The organism is Bacillus sp. FSL L8-0199 (assembly GCF_038005705.1).
Taxonomy (GTDB): Bacteria; Bacillota; Bacilli; order Bacillales; family Bacillaceae_G; genus Bacillus_A; species Bacillus_A cereus.
Genome location: NZ_JBBOTS010000001.1, coordinates 2441678 through 2466254 on the forward strand (window position 1 = coordinate 2441678; position 24577 = coordinate 2466254).

The window sequence follows — 24577 nt, forward strand, 5'->3', positions numbered from 1 at the left end:
TTTCTTGTTATTTCCGTAATGTTACAAAAAACTATAAATGTTGTTATGTGTATAGGAGTGTGTGTAGTAAAAAGTCTGAGTTGAAAGTACGTGCACACTTTAAATTTCCTTTCTGTCTGAATGAAGAAGACTACCAACTAATTAAGGGCTTTAAAGTAACCACTTTAAATAAAATGTGCTTCCTTTCCCACACACAATTGAGTACATATTTAAAGTACAGCCTAATTGCTACACAGACTCTTGTACATATAAACATTAAGGTGAAATAGAGATAAGAATTCATTACATAAAAAGCATTACCAAGCTAAACTTACAAAATATCATCTGTGCATTTTGATGAAATGTTAAAATGCCTAGATGATATTTTTTTTGAAGAATTCTTGGATATGTTTATGAATAACAATTCCTAATACTTAATGATTCTCTACTACTAAAACATCCGATAATTTATGTAATTAGATTTACAGGGTGTATGTACATTCACTTATATAGGGAAAATGAGGTTTTTCATATGAAGTATAGTTATAAAGTGTTTATATTTATTTGGACAATTATTTTATTGTTTTTTCTACTTTATTATGGTTACAGTGAAATTTCCGAAAACGAGCAAGTGCCAGTCATAACAATCAAACAATAAAAATAAGAGATACTACAAAAGCAAAATATAATAAAAATAGATACCTGAAAATGTTTAAGAACAGGAACAATTACATGCATAAACACCCTTACGATTTCCATGCATACCCCACGTCATTTGGGCAATAGGGGAAAAGTATTATTATTTGGCGTGCGCAATCTTCCATCACTAGTAGAAACGGAAAGTTCTGTATCCCTGCTGAAGGAGGAAGATGTCTACCTGCCAGGGGTCGGATCTATTCAGCATCTAGAAATATTGGAATTAAAAGTGTAGAAAACAAATGGTGAAAAGGGAACATATCTTGTGTTTCCTTTTTTATTCTTGTAGATAAGTCTGGGGAGAAAACGGGGATTTCTGCACGTAACATAGATCTCACCGGTATACTAATTGTGTTTTACGTATAGCTGGGAGTTGGTTTGATGGTATTTGCAATGGATGTGAGATTCTGTCATTCTTTTCATGAAATTGAATCATTAGACATTCCAAATATATTGTTTCCGAGTCAGTGCAGAAAATTGTATCAAGTGATTGGAGTCGGCATTCAAGAAGAATTCCGCAATCCCTATGTCATTATAAAAGAGCAACATGGTTCCGTTACATTCCGATTACCAGAAGAATTATCAACATGGGTGCAGAACAAATTATTACTTGTTAAAGGGAGCTAGTTTGTTTCCATACTGCATTTCAGTTAGCCATGCGAAGTTTTGTGCCATTTTTTGATCTCGGATATAAAAAGAATAGTCTGTCAGGTTAGGTGAGGTGAGGAGATGCCACCTTTGACTTTCACATCATACGTAGGATGTGGTGTAACTTGAATCAATTCAGATTTATGATTCTGAATAAACATTCTAACCTTTTCAAACTTGTTAATTACGGGCTGTATCTCCATTTTAAACCGATCATAGGGATATATTTTATTTTTATGGTAATACCTATCCAGTTCAATCAACTCTGACACTGCTGTATCAAATTCACTCTTTACTTCAGGATTTACTTTTTGCAACCATTCTTTTGCATAAGGGCGGAATGAAGATTTATAAAACAAATTCATATCAAAACGAGCTAATGTGAGTGGCTTTCCTTTTTCTTTTTGTTCTTTCATATAGGTAAATAATTGTTCAAGTTCCTCAGCTTTCCATACAGAGTATAAGGATTATTTCATCGCTTCTGTAGCGGTTGAGTTATCAAAATTTTGCTGAACAGCTGCTGCTTCCCAAAGCCCTGTTTCAAATGCAATCACATCATATTCCAGATGTAACAGCTTGGGAGGAAGTGCTGGAAGACGGGACTCCTAAGAAAGCAAAAAAACTAGGTGTGAAATAATCAGTTATTTGTGATGGTGGATTCTCCTAGGTGGAGGATTCGCCGTTTTTTATTATATGTTATGTTGTGGTTTTTATATAAAGCATATTGAAAAGATGGATTAAATCTTCTGGAATGATGTCTCCATAATTAATCACTTGTACAATAACCTTTCAATTATCACTAAATCCATTCATATCAACAAGTTGTCCCATATATCCCTTTGTAGCAATATCTTTTAAAGTACGCTAAAAAATACCCTTTATTTTATCTTTATCTTATCTTTACCTTATCTTTAAATTTTTATATTAAACTTGAAACCTTAAAGTATTGATATATGAGTCTAAAAGGGTGGGAGATAGATGTTCATTACATAGTTTATATATAACCAATTACCTTTGAAAAATTGCATTTCTTATACGAGGAGGAATATATGAAGGATACAAGTAAAAAACAAATTATAAAAGTGTTCCTTATTAGTATTTTAGGCTTAGGAACAATACTTGGAATGCTATATTTTAATCATAAAACCAATATTCAACAAAATAAAGCGCTAGCCACCGAAAAACGTGTATTGCAATATGAGTCTACCTTAAAAAAAGAATTAGAAAAATATAATTTAGGAGAGAAAACACCAATTTTATTAGGAATTATGTATCAAGAGAGTAGAGGTGAGGGAAACGACCCTATGCAGTCATCCGAATCACTTGGATTAAAGCCAAATGAAATTCAAGAGACAAGCTTGAGCATTAAACAAGGGGTAAAGCACTTTGCTAAAATGTACAAATATGGAACGGAAAAAGATGTTAGCATGGATACAATTATTCAAAGCTATAATATGGGGCCAGGTTATATTGATTTTGTTGCTAGTCAAGAAGTTAAACAACACTCGGAGGATTCAGCCAAAAAGTTTTCTAAGATGAAAGTTGATCAAAATCCAGCGATGTATACTTGTGGTGGAAATAAAAATAATTTTAGGTATCCATATTGTTATGGTGATTTCACATATGCCACAAAGGTAAATGAAAAAACAAAACTTATTGAAGAACTTCTTCGAAATGTACATAGCTCTTCTAAATAAGTTGCAGAATGAAATATAATGATACCGTCAGTTAATAATAATAATAGCTAAGAAAAAACTACTTCCTTTCTTAATTCACATAATTTTCAAAAATAAATCCTATGGATGTTAATATTTGTTATATAATATATTTGTCAAAGCATTACCCCTAAAGTTTCTACAGTCAATCTGTAAGATAGTTTGTTTGGCTCGTATATTCACCTTAAACTAAAAAGAACTTGTAGAGAGTCCTACAAGTTCTTTTTGTTTTAAGGGTTAAATGTGGATTTCAAATATAGTTGCAATTTTTTGAGGGGGAAAAGTAAATGTTTATAAAAACAGAAAGATTATTAATACGGAAATTTGAGTTCAAAGATTGGCAAGCTGTTCATGAGTATACATCAGATATCAATGTTATGAAATACATACCTGAAGGGGTTTTTACTGAAGAAAATACAAGAAACTTTGTGAATGAAAACATTGGTGAAAACGCTAAGAACTTTCCTGTAGTATTAATTGATAAAGATATTCTGATTGGTCATATAGTTTTTCATAAATATTTTGGTGAGCATACATATGAGATTGGTTGGGTGTTCAATCCTAAATATTTCAATAAAGGATATGCTTCTGAAGCAGCACAAGCTACATTGGAATATGGCTTTAAGGAAATGAAATTACATAGGATTATAGCTACATGTCAACCACAAAATACCCCATCATATCGAGTAATGGAGAAGATTGGAATGAGAAGAGAAGGCTATTTCAGGAAGTGTATACCACATGGGAATGAATGGTGGGATGAATATTATTACGCTATTTTAGAAGAAGAGTAGTGTTTCAGAATGCATCATTTAAATTGACACTCTTATTCCTAAATAGGCAAGTTGACTATCTTTATTGGGGATTCTTGCTACTAAAGGCGAAGTTTATTTTCAGTATCGCTGACGTGCAAAACTTTGTATAATCTGATCTTATCTCTAAATCACAACTGTTACCCCATCACCATCAAGTTAAAGTTTCGTTTTATTTTGCTAACTTGATGGTGATGTGACGTAACCTTAATTATTTAAAAATTTTAAAAAGGCCCCTTAGTCATGTTAAAGGGACCTTGATCACGCAAATGATCTGTAAACCAATTCATTTTTGATATACAGATCATTTGTATAATAATTTTTATAAATAATTGCTAAATAGTGAATTTACATAAATGCTTTTAGTAGTTCTTGAATTAATGGGATTGCTCCACCTATAAATTTTAAAACTGCCATTGCGATTTCCATATTATTCTCTCCTCTTTTTCGTATTAAGATGTAATAAATCTTTATAACCTTATTATAGTAAGCGCTTACAATTATAACAATACATTTTCGTATGCAATATTGCATATTTATACATTAGATCTCTATTATTCATTTTTTAATGGTACTATAGCGAGGTGAGAGTCTTTAAGGGTTCTGCTTAATAGGAGGAAATATGGAAAGAGTGCAAGCGATTTACAGTAATCAAAAATTTAAGAGTTGGGTTAAACAGGTATTAGCTGTAGGAGGAGTAATAGGGTGCTGTTATTTGGTGTTATATGTTTTCTGTTTCTTAGTTATCATGTAAATAGTATACAACTAAACTAGTAGAGTCTTGCCTAGAAAGGTAAGGCTCTTTTATTGTAGTACCTGGAGATGAGCAAACTACATACAATATCTCTCAGGTTTTTCAGATCACTTTGTACGGTTTCTTGTTTAGAACACTAATTCCTATCATTGAAAACAGAATTCTATGGATAAAAAATATGTTTTTACTAGATACATATTAAAAAGACAAGCATAAATTATATTAGATTTTGACAAAGTCTTTTTGATTTCGAAAAGGATTTAAATCTTACTTATAGATTTGATTCCTTTTTATATAATATAATCCTTATATTGATACGTAAATATAATACAGTAATAATGATTTAAAAGCAAGAATTTTAGTAGCGGTACATTCACACATCCATCAACTTAAGATTTTAAAGTAGCTCTTAAACAAAAAAATTCTTTTTTTAATTAATTAATAGTAAACAAGAAAGATTGGCAAATTAACAACTAAAGAGATTTATTCAGGTAAAATCTATCAAAAGGTCCTTTACAAAATTTATACATAATTCAATTACAAAATAATGTAAAAATTATGCATTTTTGTAAAATAAATTCATTGACACTTGTGTATATAAGTAACTATACTCGTTACATCAAATTGAATGCGTGATAATACGATTTTATTATTATTACAAACATGTAAATATAAAAATAGAAAATTTCAATTTGATAAATACAATGGTAGAGGTGTTTATTTTAATGAAGCACAAATTAATTGCAACAGGTATCCTTGCAGGAGCTATATTATCCTATTCTTCTAATATTTTAGCAGATACTCATAAATTCCCTGATGTTCCTACATGGGCTGATAAATCCGTTAACTATTTAGTTGATAAACAGGTATTAAATGGTTATCCAGATGGAACTTTTGGTTCAAATGACTCCTTAGACAGAGCTTCGGCTACAAAGATTATGACAAAAGTTTTAGGTATACAAATTGATCCTAATGCAAAACCATCTTTTACAGATTCACAAAATCACTGGGCTACTCCTTATATTGCTGCTGCTGAAAAAGCTGGTATTGTTAAAGGTGAAGGTAATGGAATCTTTAATCCATCCGGAAAAGTAACTCGTGCTGCTATGGCTACCATGCTAGTAAATGCATATAAACTACAAAGCACAGCAAATCATAACGAGCAGGTTAGATTTGAAGATTTAAAAGGGCATTGGGGAGAAAAACATGCCAATATTTTAATAGATTTAAAAATTTCTAATGGTACCGAGAACGGTTGGCAACCAAATAGATTTATAACACGTGCTGAAGCTGCTCAACTTACTGCAAAAACAGATATGTTACAACAAAATTTAAACGATGAAAAAGAGGTTATTACTGCTACCTCATATGAAGATTTAAATTTAACAGTGGCTTCGAAAATTACAGCTCAAGAGATTGATAGTTTTATTGCAAAATATCATTCAGATAGTCCCTTAGTTGGACATGGACAAGATTTTATCAATGCGCAAAATCAATATGGCGTGAGTGCTCATTATTTAGCGGCGCATGCGATTTTAGAATCTGGATACGGAAAATCAGAAATCGCATATCAAAAACATAATTTATTCGGTCTACGTGCATATGATGGAGATCCGTTTAAATATGCGAAATATTTACCAAGCTACGGCGATAGCATTGCTTATAATGCTAATTATGTACGAGAAAGATATTTGGAAGAAAATGGTATATATTATAACGGGCCAACATTAACTGGCATGAATGTGAAATATGCATCAGATAAAGGCTGGGCTAAGAAAATTGCAGGCATTATGGAACGTATTAAACCGTTTCGTGTAGAAGACTATACATATGCAAAAAAATTATCAAAGAATCCTGAAACATTAGATGTCGAAGCGTTATCAAATGAAATTCCGTATAAAATGTATGCAGACGGTTCAAGCACAAATGTTGTATCATCAGCTACTTACTACCAGGTACCTTATCCATTTAATTTGAAAATTAAAAGTAGACCAGATGTAGCTGTCGAGGAAAATAAAGTTGGTACAGTAACTCCTGGAACAACCATCTTTATTTATCGTGAAGATCCAAATGGATGGGTAGAATTCTCTTTTGAAGCTAATGGAGAAAAATATTGGACATTAAAAAATAAATTAAGTATGTAATTAAAAAGATCTATTGCACTAGTTTTAAAAGTATGGGATTGGACAATTGATTCTCTAGATTGGAAATACAGTAAATTACCCGTTGATGTAGCAGCTGCAAAGATTATTCAAAATGTCTTAGCAGGTGCGACATCCGCATGCTTTTTCGGGAAAATGTTGCGCAAAGTAGGTTCATTTTCAGCACTATCTCCTGGTTCATCGTAATCTTCAATGATGTAATCATTTCCATTTTTTATGACTGTCACACGGATTGGAAGTAAATGTCCTGCTTGAGGAACTGTCTGTGTTTCGCGGTTATATCCTTGCATGAGGGAATGGAGGTAGACATACATTTTTTCATCCTTCATTTCAGTTCCATAGATTATACGCGTCTCAAATTGTTTTTCTGTATGATTTAATTTGTCTTGATCCCAGGCAATGATACTTTCTGAAATAAGGGAATCTAGTTTGCTGTTTAGCGGAATGTCCGTTACATCCTTTGGATTATTTTGGACCGAATCACACCCTGTTGTAATGAAAACGAGTATGACAATACTTACGGTAATCATTATCTTTCTCAAAATCTTATTTTCATATGTTAATGCAAAACGTCTGCTCATTAATTCACTCCATTTCTCTTCGTGCCAATCAACCATTGACATAAATCATTTATATGACAATAGTAAAACCGATTTCATACTAGAAACTTATTCTATCCAAGGAAATATATTGCATTATATAATACATACTATACCATTCTTATACATAACGGGAGAGACTCTATGAGAAAAGTTATCATGTATTGCGGAATCTTTATTATGATTCTTTTAAGCGGTTGTGTCCGATTCGGAAAAGATACTACAGATACCATTTATCTCATTCCAGAAGCATACGAAGGAGACCTTTTGGTTCTATATAATGTTCCAGGAGCTGAGTTGTTGCCAGAAGAAGATGAGTTTCGTGTCGTTACTTTTTCTACAGACGGGACCGCAGTGACATCAACAGTTAATATGAAATATGGAGAAGTCAATGACACATATTACACAGTTAACAAGGAAGGTAAGCGTACTAAACTTGACGAAAGCTGTATACGCGTTGGTTCAAATGGAAGCACTACTGAAAACATTGGTAAAGAAAATGAGCATACATTCTCATACGCGAAATTGAAAGTAACAACTAGTGCATGCTCACAAAACTTTTCATCCTATGGCAGAGAAGTTCTAGAAAATCAAGAACACCCTGCAGAGAATAAGCTGAGGGACTTACTGGCTCATGTAAAAGAGAAGTATATGAAAGTGAAGGGCTAAATTTTAAAATTCTAAAAAGGGTGAATGGATGATGTTAGGGATAGGGTTGATTGTATTAAGTATTTTACTTGTCAGCATTGTATTTTTACCATGATGCTTTATTCCAAGTGAGACAGAAAACATGTAGTATTTTTATTCGTAATCATCCAAAAAAGAAAGAGGGATATTTGTTACAATCACGGCATTGTAGAAGAAATAGAATAAAAGAGGAAAATATATACTGTTACAAATTAATATTCCATGTGTTTTTTGAACATACATTACTTATCTTTAATGTATATATTGAATATATGAATATATTGTGTTATGATGTGAATTAGAAACTCGCGTGTTTCAAATACAACATTTTTATCTTTTTGATGACCTCTTATCTTTCCGTAAGAGGTCCTTTTTTTATCCCTCCGTATTGTATAGCCGCTAAAATACTATGAAAAGATACTAGAGACTACTACACTGTGATATCCTCTAGTATTTTTTCTTTATCTATATTATCTATTGTTAGGTAAACGACGAATTAGTACTTTTTGTATAATTTTCACAAAATAACTTTGAATCATTATTTATTTCAATATAAAGTAATGAAAGGACATATTTGACTATCGTCTTTAATTTTTCCGACAGCAAGCAAAGTTAGCATGTTTAATGCATAATCAGACGCCTGTAAATGAGCATTACTATTTAAATTTTTACCAGAGAGTAATTTAGTTATTAGTAGAAAAAGGAAGGGGCCTATTTGGCTCCTTCCTTTTTCTCATACATACATAACGCTTGTTGACAACTTATGAAATAATAGCATTCATCGCTATTAAAATATAACATTAAAAGCAATTAATTAGATATGTAATTTTGCATATATTGTACTATTTCATGAATAGGAACAAAACTATTTATTCCTTTCTGTATGGAGACAAATAGATTTAGGTTTACTTAGGGTAAGAAGACCTGATCATTGATTGCTGGTTAAACCATATTTCTACGTATTTGAAACAAATTATTTCACTGAATTGTATGTTAAAGAGAGTGCGGGATTTATGAAATGTAGATTATTCCTTGATTTCTTACTCGTGATTTTACTTGGACATCGGAAAAGAAGTTACGTTATATACGATTTCAAAAGGGGATATTATTCAGTGCATCCAAAGATGCACTCCGTTTCCTGTTTCCTATCCTACTAAATTACCATTCCAAGCAAATTTCTTCTCTTTCAAACAATTCATCCATTGAATAAAGATAATTCGGCCATACGTATCGGAGGACATGAAACTTTCTTAATACCATTTGGAATATATTTCAATATACTTCCGATACTATAACAGATCGAAAATTTCTTTATTGGAGGTATATAATGGCATATCCATTTCGTAACTTAGTATTTGAAGGTGGCGGGGTAAAGGGAAGCGCTTATATAGGTGCCATCCGTGCACTAAATGAAGAAGGGATTTTACCAGAAATACAACGATTTGGAGGGACTTCAGCAGGAGCGATTACTGCATTACTTTTAGGTCTTTCCATTCCATTCGCAGATCTTGTAAAAATCCACAAAGACATGAATTTCAAAGCGTTTAAAGATGATGATTTTTCGATTGTACAAGATAACATTCGTTTGTTTTTTGATGGTTTTGGTATCTATAAAGGGGATTTCTTCACTGAGTGGGTAGGAAAGATCGTTGAAAAGTGGACAGGGAGTAAGGACACAACTTTTCAGCAGTTGTATGACAAAACAGGAAAAGACGTGTTTTTCCAAGGAACGAACGTTTCTACACACCAGCTTCGTACGTTTTCTCGCGAAACGACACCTGATGTCCCGTTAGTAGTTGCTGTGCGGATTTCGATGTCCATCCCATTCTTTTTTAAATCTGTGGAATGGGATAAAGATTATTATGTAGACGGAGGTGTACTCGATAACTACCCAATTCGTTTATTTGATCGGAAAAGTTTTGTGAATAAAGAAGAACACTTCACGACCACAGATACGATTGACGAGGTTAATAAACTGATAAGCAATATAGAGGATCATTCTACACTAAGAAGCTTACACACGAAATACAATGCATCTTTCTTTGATCCTACAGATGAAATTGTCTACAACAAAGAAACACTTGGTTTCCGTTTAGAATCTCAGGCGGAGGTTGCCATGTTAAAACATATCGCAACCTCAACAGAACATCATATTGGCCATTCTCTTATTCATTTTGCATGGAATTTGTCTCAAACCATGATCAAAGGTCATGAGAGCGGAAAAACCACCAAAGAAGATGCTGCCCGCACTGTATTTATTAATACATTCTTTACGTCGTCGTTTAATTTTGATATCACAGAAGAAGAAAAGAAAACACTCATGAATTCAGGTTATACTTCTACTAAAGACTATCTACATCAGTTTAATACGTCTGAAGTAAAATTGTTTAATCGACCATAAAGCCGAGTGCAATGCACTTGGCTTTTTTTAATCGTCCTGTAAATTCTTTTTTTAGTAGCTAATAAAAATTTAGATAGACTATGCATAGAACAAGAGAGAGGAGATAACAGAAAGTAATAAATATAAGTTTTGATGACTTCTTATTTTGTAAAACTAGGGTGTAGAAAGGGTGAAACAGGTGGAAGAAAAACGAATTATGATTTATACAATTTTTTGGCTAACACAGTACAAAAGAGAACCTTAAAACGGTGGATAGGAATGTATCAAAAAATGAATAGAGTAGCAAGGCGGATTTATTGTGGAAGTAGGGATTTTCCTTTTTCTTTCTACTGATAATAAAGCGTTATGTAGACTGGGGATGTATAAGGTATTCATTGCTATTCCTTCAAAATGCTGATGTTACATCACATTAAAATAACCTCTAATTTAAGTATTGAAATTCTCTAAATCTCTATGTATTATATTCTTGTATTTTCTCACTTTGCGAAGCCTAGAAAACATCATCATTTCTGAAAGAACTCGAACTCTAGCCGGTTCTTTGAATTTACTTGAACTTATTTTTGAATCATTGTATTATATTTTCGAGTCTTACTCATATAAATCATTATCAGGAGAATCTGCAAATTTGCAGGTTCTTTTTTATTTTATTGAAAGTAAAATTTTAGCCAGTCGTTTATTTTCATATTGTTGGTTTTTATACGTGTTTGGTAAAAAATCAATGTGTTGCAAAAAAATACTATGCTGAAATCTAGTTCGGTATAGCAATGTGCATATAAAAGATCTCACTTTGCTATATCCCCTAAAAAGAGTCATAAAAATCTATATTTTTTTAATTCAGTTGCATACTACAAAACTTCTTTTAAAAGAAATGTATGTACATACACATTATATTTTGTTCTATAACTCTCTAACTTTTGTTCACGATAGTCTGTTAAGTACAGGATTATTGGCGGGTGGTGCAATAGGTGCAGAAGATGTGAAAACAAATGAAAAAGTACAAGTTGCTGTTGCAGGTAAAGAGGGAAATATGACGTATAAAGAAATTGATAAAGCAGAATCTCCATTGTTATTTGGAATGTATCCTTTATGTTAAGATCCTAATAAGAAGTTAGTTTTTTTTGATAATTAATATTTATACAAAATGTATAATTAATATACTAAAACGTTTTTAAATTTTATTAATGTATTCCTTTTCATCTGAATGAATTATTTATTGCAACAGGTTTCCCGTTCAAAACAAGATGTTCAAACAAAAGACAATATAAGTATCTTTATAATGATTTTTCAATATAATCAATGTGTTTATGAAAGGAACTCTGTGTTATTTTTGCTTTTTTACTAACTAATACAGCTTCAAACAAAGGACACAATTGCTACATACTAAGTATAATTTATTACCTATTCAAAATTCTGTCTATTCAATCTTTCTAAAAATAAAAAAAGATTAAACTTATAAATATACAAGTTATAATGAGGGCGTCGAGACACAATTTATTACCTCTAGAGAAAATATCAAACCTCGTTTTGGATTAAAAATTCTAAACAACTTGCCAGTAATTTTTTAAAATTGGACATACTGATATGATTACTATACGGAGGATAGCGGATTAGAAGGGAAGTTTATTCAACTCAATAAAGAAAGCGTTATCAAACAAAACTTGTTTTGAATCGATCATTCTAATAACTTAGATTCAACTACAGCTAAAAATAATAAATTATGGGGGTGCTTATATGAACATGAATGTAGCATCTATTAAAGAAAAAAAGATTGTTAAATACAAAAGTTGTTTTGATGTGATTGGGCCCATAATGATAGGCCCTTCAAGTTCACATACTGCAGGTGCTTTGGCTATTGGAACAGTTGCTAATAAATTATTTCAAGGTCTTCCCAAAAAAGTTGTGGTAAAGTATTATGAATCATTTGCTGAAACCCATAAAGGTCACGGAACTGATTTTGCAATTATTGCTGGTATATTAGGCTTAGCTGCTGATGACAGCAAAGTGCCAGATGCTATTAAAATAGCAGAGTCTAAGGGAATTGACATTACCTTTATTGAACAATTGGGTAATAGTCCTGCTGGTCATCCAAATACGGCAGATGTATATGCAGAGGATGAAAGTCGAAGTATTAGAGTAATGGGTATTTCGGTCGGTGGTGGGTTGATTGAAGTCAAAAATGTTGAAATTGATGGATTTAGCTTAAATCTGCAGGGGCCATTGCCAGTTGTTATTGCGATTTCAGAAAGAGCTGACTTTGAATTTGTTTTACGCAGGATCTTTAAACAATATGATGTGGAAATTAACAACTTTCATAGTTTGGAAGATAAAACAAAATATTTATATGCATTCGCTTTGGATTCGATATTGCCAGGTAATGCTCAGAAGGAATTAGGAGATTTAAGCAATATAGCTAATCTTATTATTCTTTAGTCACATTAAGGAGTGAAAAATATGCATATGGCCATAAAAGAAATTGTGGATGCAGCTAATAAAAGCCAAAAGCAAATTTATGAATTAGCAATCGAACAGGAAATCAAACAAACTAAAACTTCTTATGAAGAAGTATGGAGTAAAATGGAACGAAATTTAGCGACTATGCAACATGCAATAAATAAAAGTATCGAGGGCGACGGTGTATTTTCTCCAACAGGTTTGACCGGAGGGGATGCTGTAAAAATTAAAAACTATCGAGAAAATAGGAAAACTCTTTCTGGAGATTTGATGGTGTTAGGGATTCAAAGTGCTATCGGTGTTAATGAAGTAAATGCTGCATTAGGAGCTATTTGTGCAACTCCAACAGCAGGTGCGAGTGGGACGATTCCGGGAGTCCTATTTAGTATTAAAGATACGTTGCAGTTAAGTCATGAAGATATGATTCATTTTCTATTCACTTCAGCGTTATTTGGAACGATAGTCGCAAACAACGCTTGTATTTCAGGAGCGTATGGAGGATGTCAAGCTGAAGTAGGAAGTGCCTCAGCGATGGCGGCTGCAGCTGCGGTAGAAGCTGCGGGTGGAACGCCACAGCAATCTTCTGAAGCTTTTTCGATTGCATTACAAAATTTACTCGGTTTAGTTTGTGATCCGGTCGCTGGTTTGGTAGAAATTCCTTGTGTAAAGAGAAACGCCATTGGAACGGCAAATGCTTTAGCAGCAGCGGACATCGCATTAGCCGGCGTAAACAATCTCATCAATGCTGACGAAGTGATTGAAGCCATGTATAGAGTTGGAAGACAGATGCCTCGCGAATTAAGAGAGACAGGTTTAGGTGGTATTGCAGCTACACCTACAGGAATTTCCATTAAAAATAAAATCTTTGGGGAGAAACAATCAAATCAATAAGTTATCGAGTATATTGTGAAGTTTTTAACAATTTTTACTCAATTGTTCGCCTAAGGATGTCTGTATATTGGGGGAGTTATCAATAAAATATACTACTATATAATTAAAATATTTTATAAGTGGTAACAAACCCTTCAGGTTGATGCTTCGCTAATTTTTTGATTTTTATTAACCTAGAAGGGGGATATTCGTTGTGGGGCACTATATAAGCTATTCATTTTTCAAGAACGGTCTATATTCCTATATCTTAAAAAGAGAATTAAGAATAGGACACAAGGAGGAATTATTATATGGATGGGAATACTGCAAAAAACATAGAATTTCAAGCTGATAACACTGCAGTAAAAAATGAGAAATATCTAGACCCTAAAAAGTGGCATAAACAGGATACTACCTGGGCATTGAGCCTTTTTGGAACAGCAATTGGAGCAGGAGTACTCTTTTTACCGATTAATGCAGGTTCAGGTGGTTTATTATCATTGCTGTTAATTACCATACTTGCATATCCTGTTATGTATTATTCACATAGGGCGCTTGCTAAAATGATTTACGCTTCGAACTCTGCCGATGAGGGGATTACAGGTACAATAAGAGAGTATTTTGGAAATAAGGCAAGTATCATTTTTAATATTGTATATTTTGTCTCCATTTATACGATCGTGCTGATGTACTCGGTCGCACTTACAAATACCGCTAGTAGCTTTATCGTGCATCAATTGCACATGTCGGAGCCTCCAAGGTCCATTTTATCGCTTGTTTTAGTACTCGGTCTTATCGCTATACTAAATTTTGGTCAAGATATAACTGTAAAGATCATGAGCATGCTAGTGTATCCTTTTATAGCTTCTCTACTTTTTATCGCAATATCTTTGATTCCACAGTGGAATACGTCAATGCTTAGTTTTTCAAGTGTTTCTACTGCTTCAACAGGAACAGGATATTTAGGAACGATATGGATGATACTTCCAATCATAGTATTCTCGTTTAATCATTCGCCTATGATTTCGTCATTTGTTATGAAACAGAGAGCTACGTATGGAATAGATGCTACTGATGCTAAATGTGCTCAAATACAAAAAGTTTGTTATATTATGACATTCGCAGTTGTTATGTTCTTTGTTTGGAGCAGTACCTTAAGTTTAACTCCAAATGATCTTAAGGTGGCAAAAGAACAGAACTTGTCAATCCTATCATATCTTGCTAATGAGCTTAATTCGCCAGTAATCACTATTGCAGCTCCTATCATTGCATTTGTGGCTATTACAAAGTCTTTCCTTGGTCATTATATAGGAGCGTATGAGGTAATGCGTGACATGATTATCAAGTCCAGTAAAAAACGTGGGAAAGATATAGGAGAAAAAACAGTTAAGACAATGATTCTTACTTTTGTCGTATTAACATGCTGGTATGTTGCTTATACAAATCCAAGTATTCTTGGAATCATTGATGCCCTTAGCGGTCCGCTAGTTGCTGCTATCTTATGTATACTACCAATGTATGCAATCCATAAAGTAGCAGTACTTGCTAAATACAAAGGGAAATCTAGCAATGTATTTGTCATTATTATAGGTATTCTTACTGTCCTAGCAAGTATTAAGTCATTATTCTAATCCACTATTGTTAGTATCGATGCAAAAACCGTGGGATATGGAAAAAAGAAAGATTCTTATCGGAACTGAATTCTATATTGTTAAACTAAAGAAATCATGGTTTTGGACAAACTCCTCACATTGGAGAGTTTGTCTTTTTTTATCATTTTAGCCAAGAAGACCCCTTCCTCAAGGAACGCAAAATAAGTAGGTGGGAGATGAATTGGCTAAAATGATAAACTGGTGACCCCGTATGTAGAAGTAAAAAAGGGGGAAACTATTGTATAATTATCGATAATTTAGGGGGCGCCAAATGAAACATAATAAAGAAGTAACACTTGGGGATTACGTTGAATTTTCATATCGTAAAAATCATAATTTGAAATTAATGGGATTTGTGGTGAATGTTTTACAAAATACAATTGTTGTAGATATTGCGGAAAGAATGGATATCGAGGTAGATGATTTTAGGCAAGTTGTAAAGCATGGTTATTATAATAAAGTGGTTCATAAGCAAATAAAGAATAGTGTTTCATAAAAAGTGCTCCTATATATAAATTTAGGAGCACTTTTTATGGAGAGAATTTTCGCAAAGATTTTTTTGTCTGAGGTATAAAATTTTCATATAAAAATACGTTTTGAAGATATTTTCTTATTTGTTAATTAATAATTTTTTCAATCTTTATAGCTGTTATGGATTTAAAATATTATTCATAAAAATTTCACATAATTTTATTAAAAAGAAAAATACTAATACTTGTTTTAATACTTTACTTCGAGTCATTAAAACAAATTTACTAACTACGAAACAAGGAGGCATCACTGTGGACATTCGTGAAGGATTAATTCCAACAGCTTTAGGTACAGCAGTGACAGCAGCAGGTTATGCTCTTAAACAAACTCGTGGAACTAATAAAATGATTGCAAATACAGTATTTGGTTTTGGTTTAGCACACGTCGTTTTAGGTGTAATCGATCTTGTTGAACATCGTCGTTAGAACGAAAGGCAAGCATTGATATATGCTTGCCTTTTTGGGAGTACATTTATTATTCATTTTTCAAAATATGTTTGTATGACGTAATCATTATCAATGTAATTAAATAGTTACACTACAAGAAAATTAGAAAGTAAAACTGTGAGCATTGAATTTTATGAAATGAGATGGTGATGGAATGGAATTTTCTTCTGAAAGTAATACGTATCATGCTGGTGACATTGTTTATATTTTTTACCGAAATCCTCATACTCAAGACGTAGCTAACATACAAGCTGCAGCAGTTGTAAATAATCCTGAAAGACCTAATGAATTAGCACTATTTCTTTACGAAACGTATTATCCACTAACAAATGAGATGGCTATATATGCTACCGAAGATGAAGCAAACCAAGCTTACACTTACTATTATGGTGATATTTCAGAGGGGATGTTAGAATGAATAAGCCATTTATGCCTAAGCTCGTATATTTTGAACCGAAAGCATTAGATTATCCTTTGGGGAAAGAGCTGTTTGAGAAGTTTTCAAAGATGGATGTTGAAATTCGACATACTACTTCCCATAATCAAGTAAGAGATTTGCCAGGGGATAACGATTTTCAAAAGTATCGAGTAGCAAAATCCACGCTGGTTGTTGGTGTTAGAAAAACACTGAAATTCGATACTTCCAAGCCTTCAGCAGAGTATGCAATTCCTTTTGCAACGGGATGTATGGGACATTGTCATTATTGTTATTTACAAACAACGATGGGAAGTAAGCCTTATATACGAACGTATGTAAATGTTGAAGAAATTTTAGATGCTGCTGATAAATACATGAAAGAGCGTGCACCTGAAGTAACAAGATTTGAAGCGTCGTGTACTTCAGATATTGTAGGAATCGATTATTTAACGCATACCCTTAAACGGGCCATTGAGCATTTTGGAGAATCTGAATATGGGAAATTGAGATTTGTTACGAAATTCCACCATGTAGATCATTTACTTGATGCTAAACATAATGGAAAAACAAGATTTCGCTTTAGTGTAAACGCTGATTATGTGATTAAAAACTTTGAACCAGGAACTTCTCCCTTAGCTAAACGAATTGAGGCAGCAGGAAAAGTAGCTAGAGCTGGATATCCTCTTGGTTTCATTGTAGCTCCTATTTACCTGCATGAAGGCTGGAAGGAAGGATACTATCATATGTTTGAACGCCTAAATGCTGAATTACCTCTTGATGCACGGGATGATATTACATTTGAATTTATTCAACATCGTTTTACAAAGCCAGCTAAGAGAGTAATTGAAAAAAACTACCCGATGACAAAACTAGAATTAGATGAAGAGAAAAGAAGGTATAAATGGGGGAAATATGGAATCGGAAAATACATTTATCAAAAAGAAGAAGAAGAGGATATAAAAAACTATCTGTATTCCTATATGAAACAGTTCTTTCCTAATGCAAAACTAGAATATTTTACATAAAAGAAACGAAAAAAATTCATTACATTATCAATCTAAAAAATTACTCACTCAAAAAAGTGATATTGGTCAACAATTCGCTAATAAATCATTTGAAAAATTTATATACGAAAGTCTTTTATGTAAAAATATGTTTCATTATGAACTGAATCCCAACAGTTAAACAGAAAAATACAGCGGTTGTATGAATATAAGTCCGGTATTGTACCGGGCTCATTCTTTTTAACGTTGCATCAATTCTTTTGTGAACATATTAATTTGAACATGTTTAAAAACGAACCATCTTTTGACAATGGTATTAGCGCTTTAGAAAGAACTTTCATAAAAAATGGTACTAATAATCCCTCCAAGTATTACTCCCATAGTAGAACCTAATAACAAAAATCTAATTGTTTAATTAGTAATTCTAATCTACCATTTTTTGCTGTACTATCAACTAAAGAAACAGTAAATGGTTGTTGAAACATATTAGAAAATCGAGCAATTAAAGACATAATATTATATTTAGCAAAAGCCGATGCAACTAAAGCTAATTTCGCTCCAACAAGTTGAACTCCATATCCTAAAACTTCTATAGAAGTCATAAGCATTAAAAATAAAAAGATACAAATTACTTTAAAAGTAATAAACTCCATAATCATACCCCTTAAGTTTCTATAAATACATAACTCAATAATTATATTAAAAATATTCAATATTTTCATTAAAATATAAATCGATTTCTATTTTATAATCAAAAACTATACTCTTTTATTTTGAATGATGGCATCACCTTTTATTAGAATTGTCCCTTGGTTTAGCAAATGTTTTTTTGTAAATAATATATTTGTTAAACCATTAATTAAGGGGGACTAGTATGCCGCAGGATCGAAAAGAAGAAGTGCAAAACGATACATATGAAGGAAAAGAGGTTATGCCAGATAATCCACAATATTTACCGCGTCACGTGCAAATGGAGCTGCCTCCCGAATTTTCTATAAATCCTCTTTTTGCCCGCAAAGGAGAATCAGTCGTTCCGCGCTTTCACATGCCTGATGAAGGCATGTTACCAGAAACAGCGTATCAAATCGTCCATGATGAAATGACTCTTGATGGCAATGCACGCTTGAATCTTGCAACATTCGTTAGTACATGGATGGAACCTACCGCAGAGCACTTATATGCTAAATCATTTGATAAGAACATAATTGATAAGGACGAATATCCACAGACAGCTGAAATTGAGGAGCGGTGTGTCCGCATTTTAGCCAACCTCTGGCATTCCCCCAGCCCCCTTACAACTATGGGCGTTTCAACAACTGGATCGTCGGAAGCCTGTATGCTCGGGGGGCTTGCGTTAAAGAGACGCTGGCAAAATGCACGAAAAAGAGAGGGTAAGCCGGTGGATCGGCCTAATATTGTGTTTAGTTCTGCTGTTCAAGTCGTTTGGGAAAAATTTGCGAACTATTGGGAGGTTGAACCACGCTATGTGAAGGTTAGCCCTGAGCATCCCCGATTAGATCCTCAAGGGGTCCTTGCAGCCGTGGATGAAAATACGATTGGTGTGGTACCGATTCTCGGTGAGACTTATACTGGACTTTACGAACCGGTTGCCGCCATTGCAAAAGCGTTGGACGATTTACAGGAGAGGACGGGACTCGACATTCCTATGCATGTAGATGCGGCTTCGGGCGGATTTATAGCACCGTTTCTTCAACCAGATTTAGTCTGGGATTTTCAGTTGTCGAGGGTGAAGTCCATCAATGTATCGGGACATAAATATGGATTAGTCTATCCTGGCTTGGGTTGGATAATTTGGCGGGAAGCTGATGATCTCCCCGATGATTTAATCTTCCGCGTCTCCTATTTAGGCGGAAACATGCCGACTTTTGCCCTGAATTTTTCACGTCCTGGCGCACAAGTGCTCCTACAATATTACAATTACCTGCGTTTGGGGAAAAGTGGGTACTATGATGTCCAAAGGGCTTCTCAGAAGGTCGCTCTTTTTCTTAGCAAGGCAATTCAGGAGATGGAACCGTTCGAACTTTTGTCCGATGGTTCGGATATTCCGGTTTTCGCTTGGCAACTGAAAAAAGGTTACACATTAAACTGGAACCTTTATGATTTATCTCGACAATTGCGTGTGTTCGGCTGGCAAGTACCCGCATATCCATTGCCTCCAGACCTAGAAGCAGTGACGATTATGCGCGTTGTGGTTCGAAACGGGTTTTCTATGGATCTCGCGCATTTATTTTTGAGGAACCTCAAACAGGCCGTTGCCTTTCTGGATTCCTTGGATGGACCTATGCCACATGATACGAAATGTGATAATGGGTTTCATCACTAATTGGGGAGCAGCTCTCGTCGTCGTTAAGTTGAGCTCAACACTCATAACTTTTCGAGCTATCGACTGGGAAGAGGTACAGAAAAGCTGATGGTTTCAACCAAGGGATACATGATGATAGGTGATGAACAAATTGATGCCTGAGGGCTTTACAATATCAAATCATACGCCCAGTTTTCAGAAATCTATTGGCTTTTCTTCTGGTTTCGAAAGACACAATTCAAATCTGTTGAAGAGTTAAAGAAATTTGTAGCTAGTATTTCCTTTTGGGAGGTACCATTACCTGCTTTAGGAGTTACTCCACCATTACATTGGATTTTATCGGATAAATGGGGTGAATCTCTTGTATTAGAATCGACAAGGAGTAGTGACTAATAGTCCTGAGTTTAATTGGCATTTACAAAATTTAAGACAATATATAGGTCTTAAATCGCAGCCATGCGAGGGGGATATACCATTAAGTACTTTTGGACAAGGTTCAGGTTCAATGGGACTTAATGGAGATTTCACCCCACCATCAAGGTTTATACGAGCAGCGTATGGTAAATAAAATATTCAGGGTATAGATAACGAAGAAGAGGGTATATCGGTCATTTTTCGTATTTTGTAAAATTGTGAGGTTCCAAAAGGAGGAGTAATAACGGAAGAAGATACATTAGATAATACTATTTATACAAGCGCAACGTGCATGGAGTCTGGTACATATTATTATCATATCTATGATTGTAGATAAATTATTGCCCTTCGATATTAGTAACAGGATAGCTGCTTAACGATAAAAATGAATTTGCCAATTTTCTTGCAAAATGTAACGGGTGCTCTACCGATTGGATATGAATATACATAATTAAGGGATTCATGTATAACCAGTGATTATGTAAAGCACTGACAATAATTCCTTGTTGTACAATTGATTTCATAAATGCAGGGATCTCTTCTTGTAGAACCGCGATTTCTCCTAAATTTAATGCATTGCCATTTTGATCCAACGATTCAAAACTTACTCCGACGGGAACTACATAGGCACTTCGTTTTCCTTGAACCAGGACCTTAAAATTGCGGTGAAAAGACACCGAACAACCACCTTGATTTATTTTACTCTTTCCTTTAAGAATTGCAGCAAATTGATCAGAAATGAAATTTAAATTAGACATAAGTTCAATTCCTTTCCCGTGCTAAATTTATCCATTTAGAAATTTAATTTAAAAAATGTAGTTCCTTCTTTTAAAGAAAAGAACTACTTATAAACAACTTTTCTCTAAAATAAACAGGCTGATATGTGTAATTTGTACCCTGTTTATTTTAGAAGAAATATAAATGTTATTTCCCAACAAACATAACTTAATGAATCCTTTCTATATATCATTATAAAAAATTCATAAAGTAGGCAATTGTACATCTTTATTTTATGTAGGTTAGATAAATATGTGCCTTAATAAGTCTGTGCTTTCTTTATGAAATTCTTATTGGTAATTAATACAACAATAAATTTAATATATTTTAATGATTGTATAGGGTAAAACTTAAGTTGTTTTTTCATTGAGACTATTCGTTTTTTCCATATTTCATATGGGAGTAAAGCACAAATTATTAATCCTATTGTTCCTAAAAGTAGCTTTGTTAATTGAGCATCAACAAAATGTCTACTGTTATAACCGTAATGTTGGACAGCGACAATGGATGGAGGTTCTTCTGCTACGCTATATTTAGGAGGAAAGGTTATAAATTCACCGTCTACATTATCCCATGAAGATCGTTATTTACTGAACGCTTGGGTGGTAACAGCAAACCAAAAACAAAAAATAAAGATGACAATTGATGGGAGAAAAATAGATACCAAAACATCAGATGAATTTGATGCGAACATTTCAACGAATTTATGAATTATTAAAAATAGAACAAATACATGATTTTTATCCCGTTAGTTAGAAAATTGAGATTATTTTTAAAAACTAGAAATTCTTATTTCATATTCATGATTTGCACAATATCAAACGAGAGTGATGTGGATTCCAAATTTACGGAATTCTTATCACTCTTTTTTAGTTTTTTGTAAATATGGAACAATATCATTACTTTCACTGTCTATTAAGCGTTAAAACATTTTTTATTAAATAAATTAAGAAAGGAATCATCATTTTTAACTAAGGGAGAAGATTGAATTGAAAAAATTATGGATGCTGCTTTTCGTTTGTTTTGCGGTTATGTTGGTAGGATGTAATAAAAACGAACCGCCAAAACAAGCATTTGAAGAATATATCAATTTATGGAATGATAGAAAATTTACAAATATGTATGATCATTTATCAGATCATGCAAAAAAATCAATTTCTAAAAAAGAATTCACAGAAAAATATCAAAAAATCTATGAGGGGATTGGAGCTAAGAATTTAAAAGTTAAAATGAAAGGAGAGAATACGAAAGATAAAGAGCTTTTTCTTTTTGAAGTTAAGATGGATACGGATGTAGGATCAGTTTCATTCATCCATGAAGCAAAACTTGTGAAAGATAAAGAGTCTTGGAAAATAGATTGGACACCAGACTTCATTTTTCCAGGAATGAAAAAAGATTACAAAGTACGTATGCAAATAGAGCAAGGAAAACGTGGAGAAATATATGATCGAAATGGAAAAGGGCTTGCAACGAATGGTAAAGCGACTGAGGTTGGAATTATTCCAGAGAAACTAGGCGAAACAGCAGCGCAAACGAAAGAAATAGTAGCACAATTACTTGATATGTCTACAGAAGAGGTTGAACAAAAGCTCACAGCGAAATGGATAAAACCAGACTCCTTTGTACCAATTGGTATTTTAAAAGAAGGAACCAGACAGAATGATTATATTGAATTAGAAGGAGTTTCATCTCGTCCAGTAAATATTCGTACGTATCCATTAGGTGAAGCAGCGGCACACTTAACTGGATATATAGGAAAGGTGAATGCGGAGGAGTTAAAATCACTTCAAAAACAAGGTTATCAAGCAGATGATTTAGTAGGTAAGACCGGTTTAGAGAAAGTGTTAGAAAATAAATTGCGTGGTGAAAAGGGTGGACGCGTATTTATAGAAGATGAGAAGGGGAAAGAGATTAAAAACGTAGCAAAAAAAGAATCAAAAGAGGGAGAAACTGTTACGTTAACAATTGATGCTGCAATTCAAGAAAAAATCTTTAATGAGATGAAAACTGAAGCAGGGTCTAGTGCAGCGGTCAATCCTAAAACAGGTGAAACAATCGCACTTGTAAGTAGCCCTGCTTATAATCCAAATATAATAGTTAGAGGAGCATCGAAAGCCCAACGAGAAGTATGGAGTAACGACTCGAAACTACCAATGACGAATCGCTTTACACAAGCATTTGTACCAGGTTCCGTATTTAAAACGATCACAGGTGCAATTGGTTTGGAAACAAACACAATAAATCCGAAGGAAGAATTTAAAATTCAAGGATTGAAGTGGACAAAAGATTCGTCTTGGGGAAATTACTATGTAACGCGTGTAAAGGATGCAAGTCCAATTGATTTTGACAAGGCAATGAAGTACTCTGATAATATTTATTTTGCTCAACAAGCTTTGAAAATGGGAAAAGATCAGTATGTAAATGAATTTAAAAAGTACGGATTTCATGAAAAATTACCAATCGAATACGAATTTCCTATTTCAATTATTGCAAAAGATGGGATAAAAAATGATATTCAACTAGCAGACACGGGTTATGGACAAGGACAAGTATTAATGACGCCACTTCATTTAGCATTAACATATGCACCGATTGTGAATGAAGGGAATATTCCGTCGCCACATCTTTTAAAAGAAGCAAAAGTAGCAGGGAATTGGAAAGAAAATGTGGTTTCTAAAAAGAATCAAGAGATATTAAAGAGCGCATTAATTAAAGTCATTAATGACCCTGATGGCGCAGGAAGAATTGCAAAGGTTGATGGTGTAACGCTTGCTGGTAAAACTGGTACAGCAGAACTGAAAGAGTCGAAAGAAGCAGACGGAAAAGAACTGGGATGGTTCGCAGCTTTCGATGCAAATGCGCCAGACATGATTGTTACAATGATGATTGAAGATGTAAAAGGAAGAGGAGGAAGTAACGTTCCAGGTGAAAAAGTAAAACATGTATTTCAGAAATAATACTTAATTATATGGTGAATTTTTTGACTAAATTTATTACATGTTTGCTTAACTCAAAGATATAAATTGGGGAAAATATAGAACAATTAAATTTCAAAAAAGCATTCTCGATTAGAAAGAATGCTTTTTTGCTGTGATTCTAGAAAAGTTGACATTGTTAATGGCAAATAGAAGGAGATAGCAAATTGAAATGGACAAGTGGAGTGTTACGTTAAATTCAAAAAACAGATTTTCATGAGTAGAATTTTATCATTGTATGCTTTACTTGTTTTTTAGTAGTA

The 24577-nt window shown here is 33.4% G+C and carries 19 protein-coding genes and 6 pseudogenes; 19 read left to right on the top strand and 6 right to left on the bottom strand.

Translation table 11 applies throughout. The features are described from left to right. The first annotated feature begins 1056 nt into the window (after nt 1–1056). Nucleotides 1057–1302: a hypothetical protein gene (locus tag NST86_RS12670; protein WP_016117935.1), complete on the top strand. Its 246-nt coding sequence runs from the start codon at nt 1057–1059 to the stop codon at nt 1300–1302. Here NST86_RS12670 and NST86_RS12675 read toward each other — a convergent pair. Next, a pseudogene (locus NST86_RS12675) lies at nt 1303–1901 on the bottom strand (erythromycin esterase family protein); the annotation flags it as partial. It abuts the gene before it with no gap. Nucleotides 1902–2372: 471 nt separating this feature from the next. Here NST86_RS12675 and NST86_RS12685 point away from each other — a divergent pair. Together NST86_RS12685 and NST86_RS12690 are read left to right on the top strand one after the other, a co-directional pair. Further along, nucleotides 2373–3020, top strand: a complete 648-nt coding sequence (locus NST86_RS12685) for a lysozyme family protein (RefSeq protein ID WP_016117937.1) — start codon at nt 2373–2375, stop codon at nt 3018–3020. Between the two features lie 305 nt (nt 3021–3325). Continuing rightward, nucleotides 3326–3832, top strand: a complete 507-nt coding sequence (locus tag NST86_RS12690) for a GNAT family N-acetyltransferase (protein ID WP_000470144.1) — start codon at nt 3326–3328, stop codon at nt 3830–3832. A 366-nt stretch (nt 3833–4198) separates the two neighbouring features. Here the strand turns inward: NST86_RS12690 and NST86_RS12695 are convergent, their stop codons facing one another. Further along, a complete protein-coding gene (locus NST86_RS12695) occupies nt 4199–4384 on the bottom strand; it encodes a hypothetical protein (protein ID WP_001987408.1) in 186 nt (61 codons plus the stop codon). Nucleotides 4385–5329: 945 nt separating this feature from the next. Here NST86_RS12695 and NST86_RS12700 point away from each other — a divergent pair. After that, the gene (locus NST86_RS12700; protein WP_061663294.1) at nt 5330–6748 is read left to right on the top strand and encodes an S-layer homology domain-containing protein; all 1419 of its coding nucleotides are present in this window, start codon (nt 5330–5332) and stop codon (nt 6746–6748) included. 24 nt (nt 6749–6772) lie between these two features. Continuing rightward, nucleotides 6773–6886, top strand: a pseudogene (locus tag NST86_RS12705) (polysaccharide deacetylase); the annotation flags it as partial. On the opposite strand, the pseudogene NST86_RS12710 reads toward NST86_RS12705, so the two are convergent. Then, nucleotides 6874–7347, bottom strand: a pseudogene (locus NST86_RS12710) (peptidase M56); the annotation flags it as partial. The pseudogenes NST86_RS12705 and NST86_RS12710 sit on opposite strands and share 13 nt — an antisense overlap. Before the next feature lie 162 nt (nt 7348–7509). On the opposite strand from NST86_RS12710, the gene NST86_RS12715 reads away from it, so the two are divergent. The 10 genes from NST86_RS12715 (at nt 7510) to splB (ending at nt 17846) form a co-directional block, all read left to right on the top strand. Further along, a complete protein-coding gene (locus NST86_RS12715; protein ID WP_061663295.1) occupies nt 7510–8034 on the top strand; it encodes a DUF6843 domain-containing protein in 525 nt (174 codons plus the stop codon). 1345 nt (nt 8035–9379) lie between these two features. After that, nucleotides 9380–10453, top strand: coding sequence for a patatin-like phospholipase family protein (locus NST86_RS12720; protein WP_000331137.1), 1074 nt, complete (start codon nt 9380–9382; stop codon nt 10451–10453). An 868-nt stretch (nt 10454–11321) separates the two neighbouring features. After that, complete coding sequence (locus NST86_RS12725; RefSeq protein WP_170950653.1) at nt 11322–11546, top strand: hypothetical protein; 225 nt, start codon at nt 11322–11324, stop codon at nt 11544–11546. A 638-nt stretch (nt 11547–12184) separates the two neighbouring features. Further along, entirely contained in the window at nt 12185–12883 is a 699-nt protein-coding gene (locus tag NST86_RS12730) for a serine dehydratase beta chain (protein WP_001056999.1), read from the top strand. Nucleotides 12884–12904: 21 nt separating this feature from the next. Then, on the top strand, nt 12905–13795 hold the full coding sequence (sdaAA, locus tag NST86_RS12735; RefSeq protein WP_061663513.1) for an L-serine ammonia-lyase, iron-sulfur-dependent, subunit alpha: 891 nt from the start codon (nt 12905–12907) through the stop codon (nt 13793–13795). Nucleotides 13796–14085: 290 nt separating this feature from the next. Further along, nucleotides 14086–15405 carry an aromatic amino acid transport family protein gene (locus tag NST86_RS12740; RefSeq protein ID WP_000348955.1) on the top strand — a complete coding sequence of 440 codons (1320 nt, stop codon included), beginning with the start codon at nt 14086–14088 and terminating at the stop codon, nt 15403–15405. A 292-nt stretch (nt 15406–15697) separates the two neighbouring features. Then, a complete protein-coding gene (locus NST86_RS12745) occupies nt 15698–15922 on the top strand; it encodes a DUF2187 domain-containing protein (protein ID WP_000682213.1) in 225 nt (74 codons plus the stop codon). A gap of 286 nt (nt 15923–16208) precedes the next feature. Beyond that, nucleotides 16209–16382: a hypothetical protein gene (locus NST86_RS12750; protein ID WP_000354585.1), complete on the top strand. Its 174-nt coding sequence runs from the start codon at nt 16209–16211 to the stop codon at nt 16380–16382. A gap of 175 nt (nt 16383–16557) precedes the next feature. After that, a complete protein-coding gene (locus tag NST86_RS12755) occupies nt 16558–16821 on the top strand; it encodes a transcriptional regulator SplA (RefSeq protein WP_000396091.1) in 264 nt (87 codons plus the stop codon). Next, the gene (splB, locus tag NST86_RS12760; protein ID WP_001039638.1) at nt 16818–17846 is read left to right on the top strand and encodes a spore photoproduct lyase; all 1029 of its coding nucleotides are present in this window, start codon (nt 16818–16820) and stop codon (nt 17844–17846) included. The genes NST86_RS12755 and splB overlap by 4 nt, the downstream gene beginning before the upstream one ends. 368 nt (nt 17847–18214) lie before the next feature. On the opposite strand, the gene NST86_RS12765 is transcribed toward splB, so the two are convergent. Further along, nucleotides 18215–18478, bottom strand: coding sequence for a lipid II flippase family protein (locus NST86_RS12765; protein WP_000394421.1), 264 nt, complete (start codon nt 18476–18478; stop codon nt 18215–18217). Nucleotides 18479–18699: 221 nt separating this feature from the next. Here NST86_RS12765 and NST86_RS12770 point away from each other — a divergent pair, with 221 nt between their 5' ends. Together NST86_RS12770 and NST86_RS12775 are read left to right on the top strand one after the other, a co-directional pair. Beyond that, entirely contained in the window at nt 18700–20169 is a 1470-nt protein-coding gene (locus tag NST86_RS12770; protein WP_061663562.1) for a glutamate decarboxylase, read from the top strand. A gap of 210 nt (nt 20170–20379) precedes the next feature. Continuing rightward, nucleotides 20380–20896, top strand: a pseudogene (locus NST86_RS12775) (linear amide C-N hydrolase); the annotation flags it as partial. A gap of 4 nt (nt 20897–20900) precedes the next feature. On the opposite strand, the gene NST86_RS12780 reads toward NST86_RS12775, so the two are convergent. Together NST86_RS12780 and NST86_RS12785 are read right to left on the bottom strand one after the other, a co-directional pair. Continuing rightward, on the bottom strand, nt 20901–21320 hold the full coding sequence (locus tag NST86_RS12780) for a DUF1259 domain-containing protein (RefSeq protein WP_000067579.1): 420 nt from the start codon (nt 21318–21320) through the stop codon (nt 20901–20903). 383 nt (nt 21321–21703) lie between these two features. Then, nucleotides 21704–21847, bottom strand: a pseudogene (locus tag NST86_RS12785) (cell division protein FtsW); the annotation flags it as partial. Between NST86_RS12785 and NST86_RS12790 the strand changes: the two are divergent. Then, nucleotides 21843–22049: pseudogene (locus NST86_RS12790) on the top strand (phosphodiester glycosidase family protein); the annotation flags it as partial. The pseudogenes NST86_RS12785 and NST86_RS12790 overlap by 5 nt on opposite strands. A 279-nt stretch (nt 22050–22328) precedes the next feature. Beyond that, nucleotides 22329–24296, top strand: coding sequence for a penicillin-binding transpeptidase domain-containing protein (locus NST86_RS12795; RefSeq protein ID WP_061663158.1), 1968 nt, complete (start codon nt 22329–22331; stop codon nt 24294–24296). Nucleotides 24297–24577 lie beyond the last annotated feature (281 nt).

Bases quoted from the DNA above. Each gene is read 5' to 3' on its own strand.
- NST86_RS12725 (WP_170950653.1), top strand. From the start codon at position 11,322: ATGTATGTACATACACATTATATTTTGTTCTATAACTCTCTAACTTTT.
- NST86_RS12780 (WP_000067579.1), bottom strand. From the start codon at position 21,320: ATGTCTAATTTAAATTTCATTTCTGATCAATTTGCTGCAATTCTTAAA.
- NST86_RS12690 (WP_000470144.1), top strand. From the start codon at position 3,326: ATGTTTATAAAAACAGAAAGATTATTAATACGGAAATTTGAGTTCAAA.
- NST86_RS12670 (WP_016117935.1), top strand. From the start codon at position 1,057: ATGGTATTTGCAATGGATGTGAGATTCTGTCATTCTTTTCATGAAATT.
- NST86_RS12695 (WP_001987408.1), bottom strand. From the start codon at position 4,384: ATGCAATATTGCATACGAAAATGTATTGTTATAATTGTAAGCGCTTAC.
- NST86_RS12730 (WP_001056999.1), top strand. From the start codon at position 12,185: ATGAACATGAATGTAGCATCTATTAAAGAAAAAAAGATTGTTAAATAC.
- splB (WP_001039638.1), top strand. From the start codon at position 16,818: ATGAATAAGCCATTTATGCCTAAGCTCGTATATTTTGAACCGAAAGCA.
- NST86_RS12720 (WP_000331137.1), top strand. From the start codon at position 9,380: ATGGCATATCCATTTCGTAACTTAGTATTTGAAGGTGGCGGGGTAAAG.
- NST86_RS12685 (WP_016117937.1), top strand. From the start codon at position 2,373: ATGAAGGATACAAGTAAAAAACAAATTATAAAAGTGTTCCTTATTAGT.
- NST86_RS12715 (WP_061663295.1), top strand. From the start codon at position 7,510: ATGAGAAAAGTTATCATGTATTGCGGAATCTTTATTATGATTCTTTTA.
- NST86_RS12740 (WP_000348955.1), top strand. From the start codon at position 14,086: ATGGATGGGAATACTGCAAAAAACATAGAATTTCAAGCTGATAACACT.
- NST86_RS12700 (WP_061663294.1), top strand. From the start codon at position 5,330: ATGAAGCACAAATTAATTGCAACAGGTATCCTTGCAGGAGCTATATTA.
- NST86_RS12770 (WP_061663562.1), top strand. From the start codon at position 18,700: ATGCCGCAGGATCGAAAAGAAGAAGTGCAAAACGATACATATGAAGGA.
- NST86_RS12745 (WP_000682213.1), top strand. From the start codon at position 15,698: ATGAAACATAATAAAGAAGTAACACTTGGGGATTACGTTGAATTTTCA.
- sdaAA (WP_061663513.1), top strand. From the start codon at position 12,905: ATGCATATGGCCATAAAAGAAATTGTGGATGCAGCTAATAAAAGCCAA.
- NST86_RS12765 (WP_000394421.1), bottom strand. From the start codon at position 18,478: ATGGAGTTTATTACTTTTAAAGTAATTTGTATCTTTTTATTTTTAATG.
- NST86_RS12755 (WP_000396091.1), top strand. From the start codon at position 16,558: ATGGAATTTTCTTCTGAAAGTAATACGTATCATGCTGGTGACATTGTT.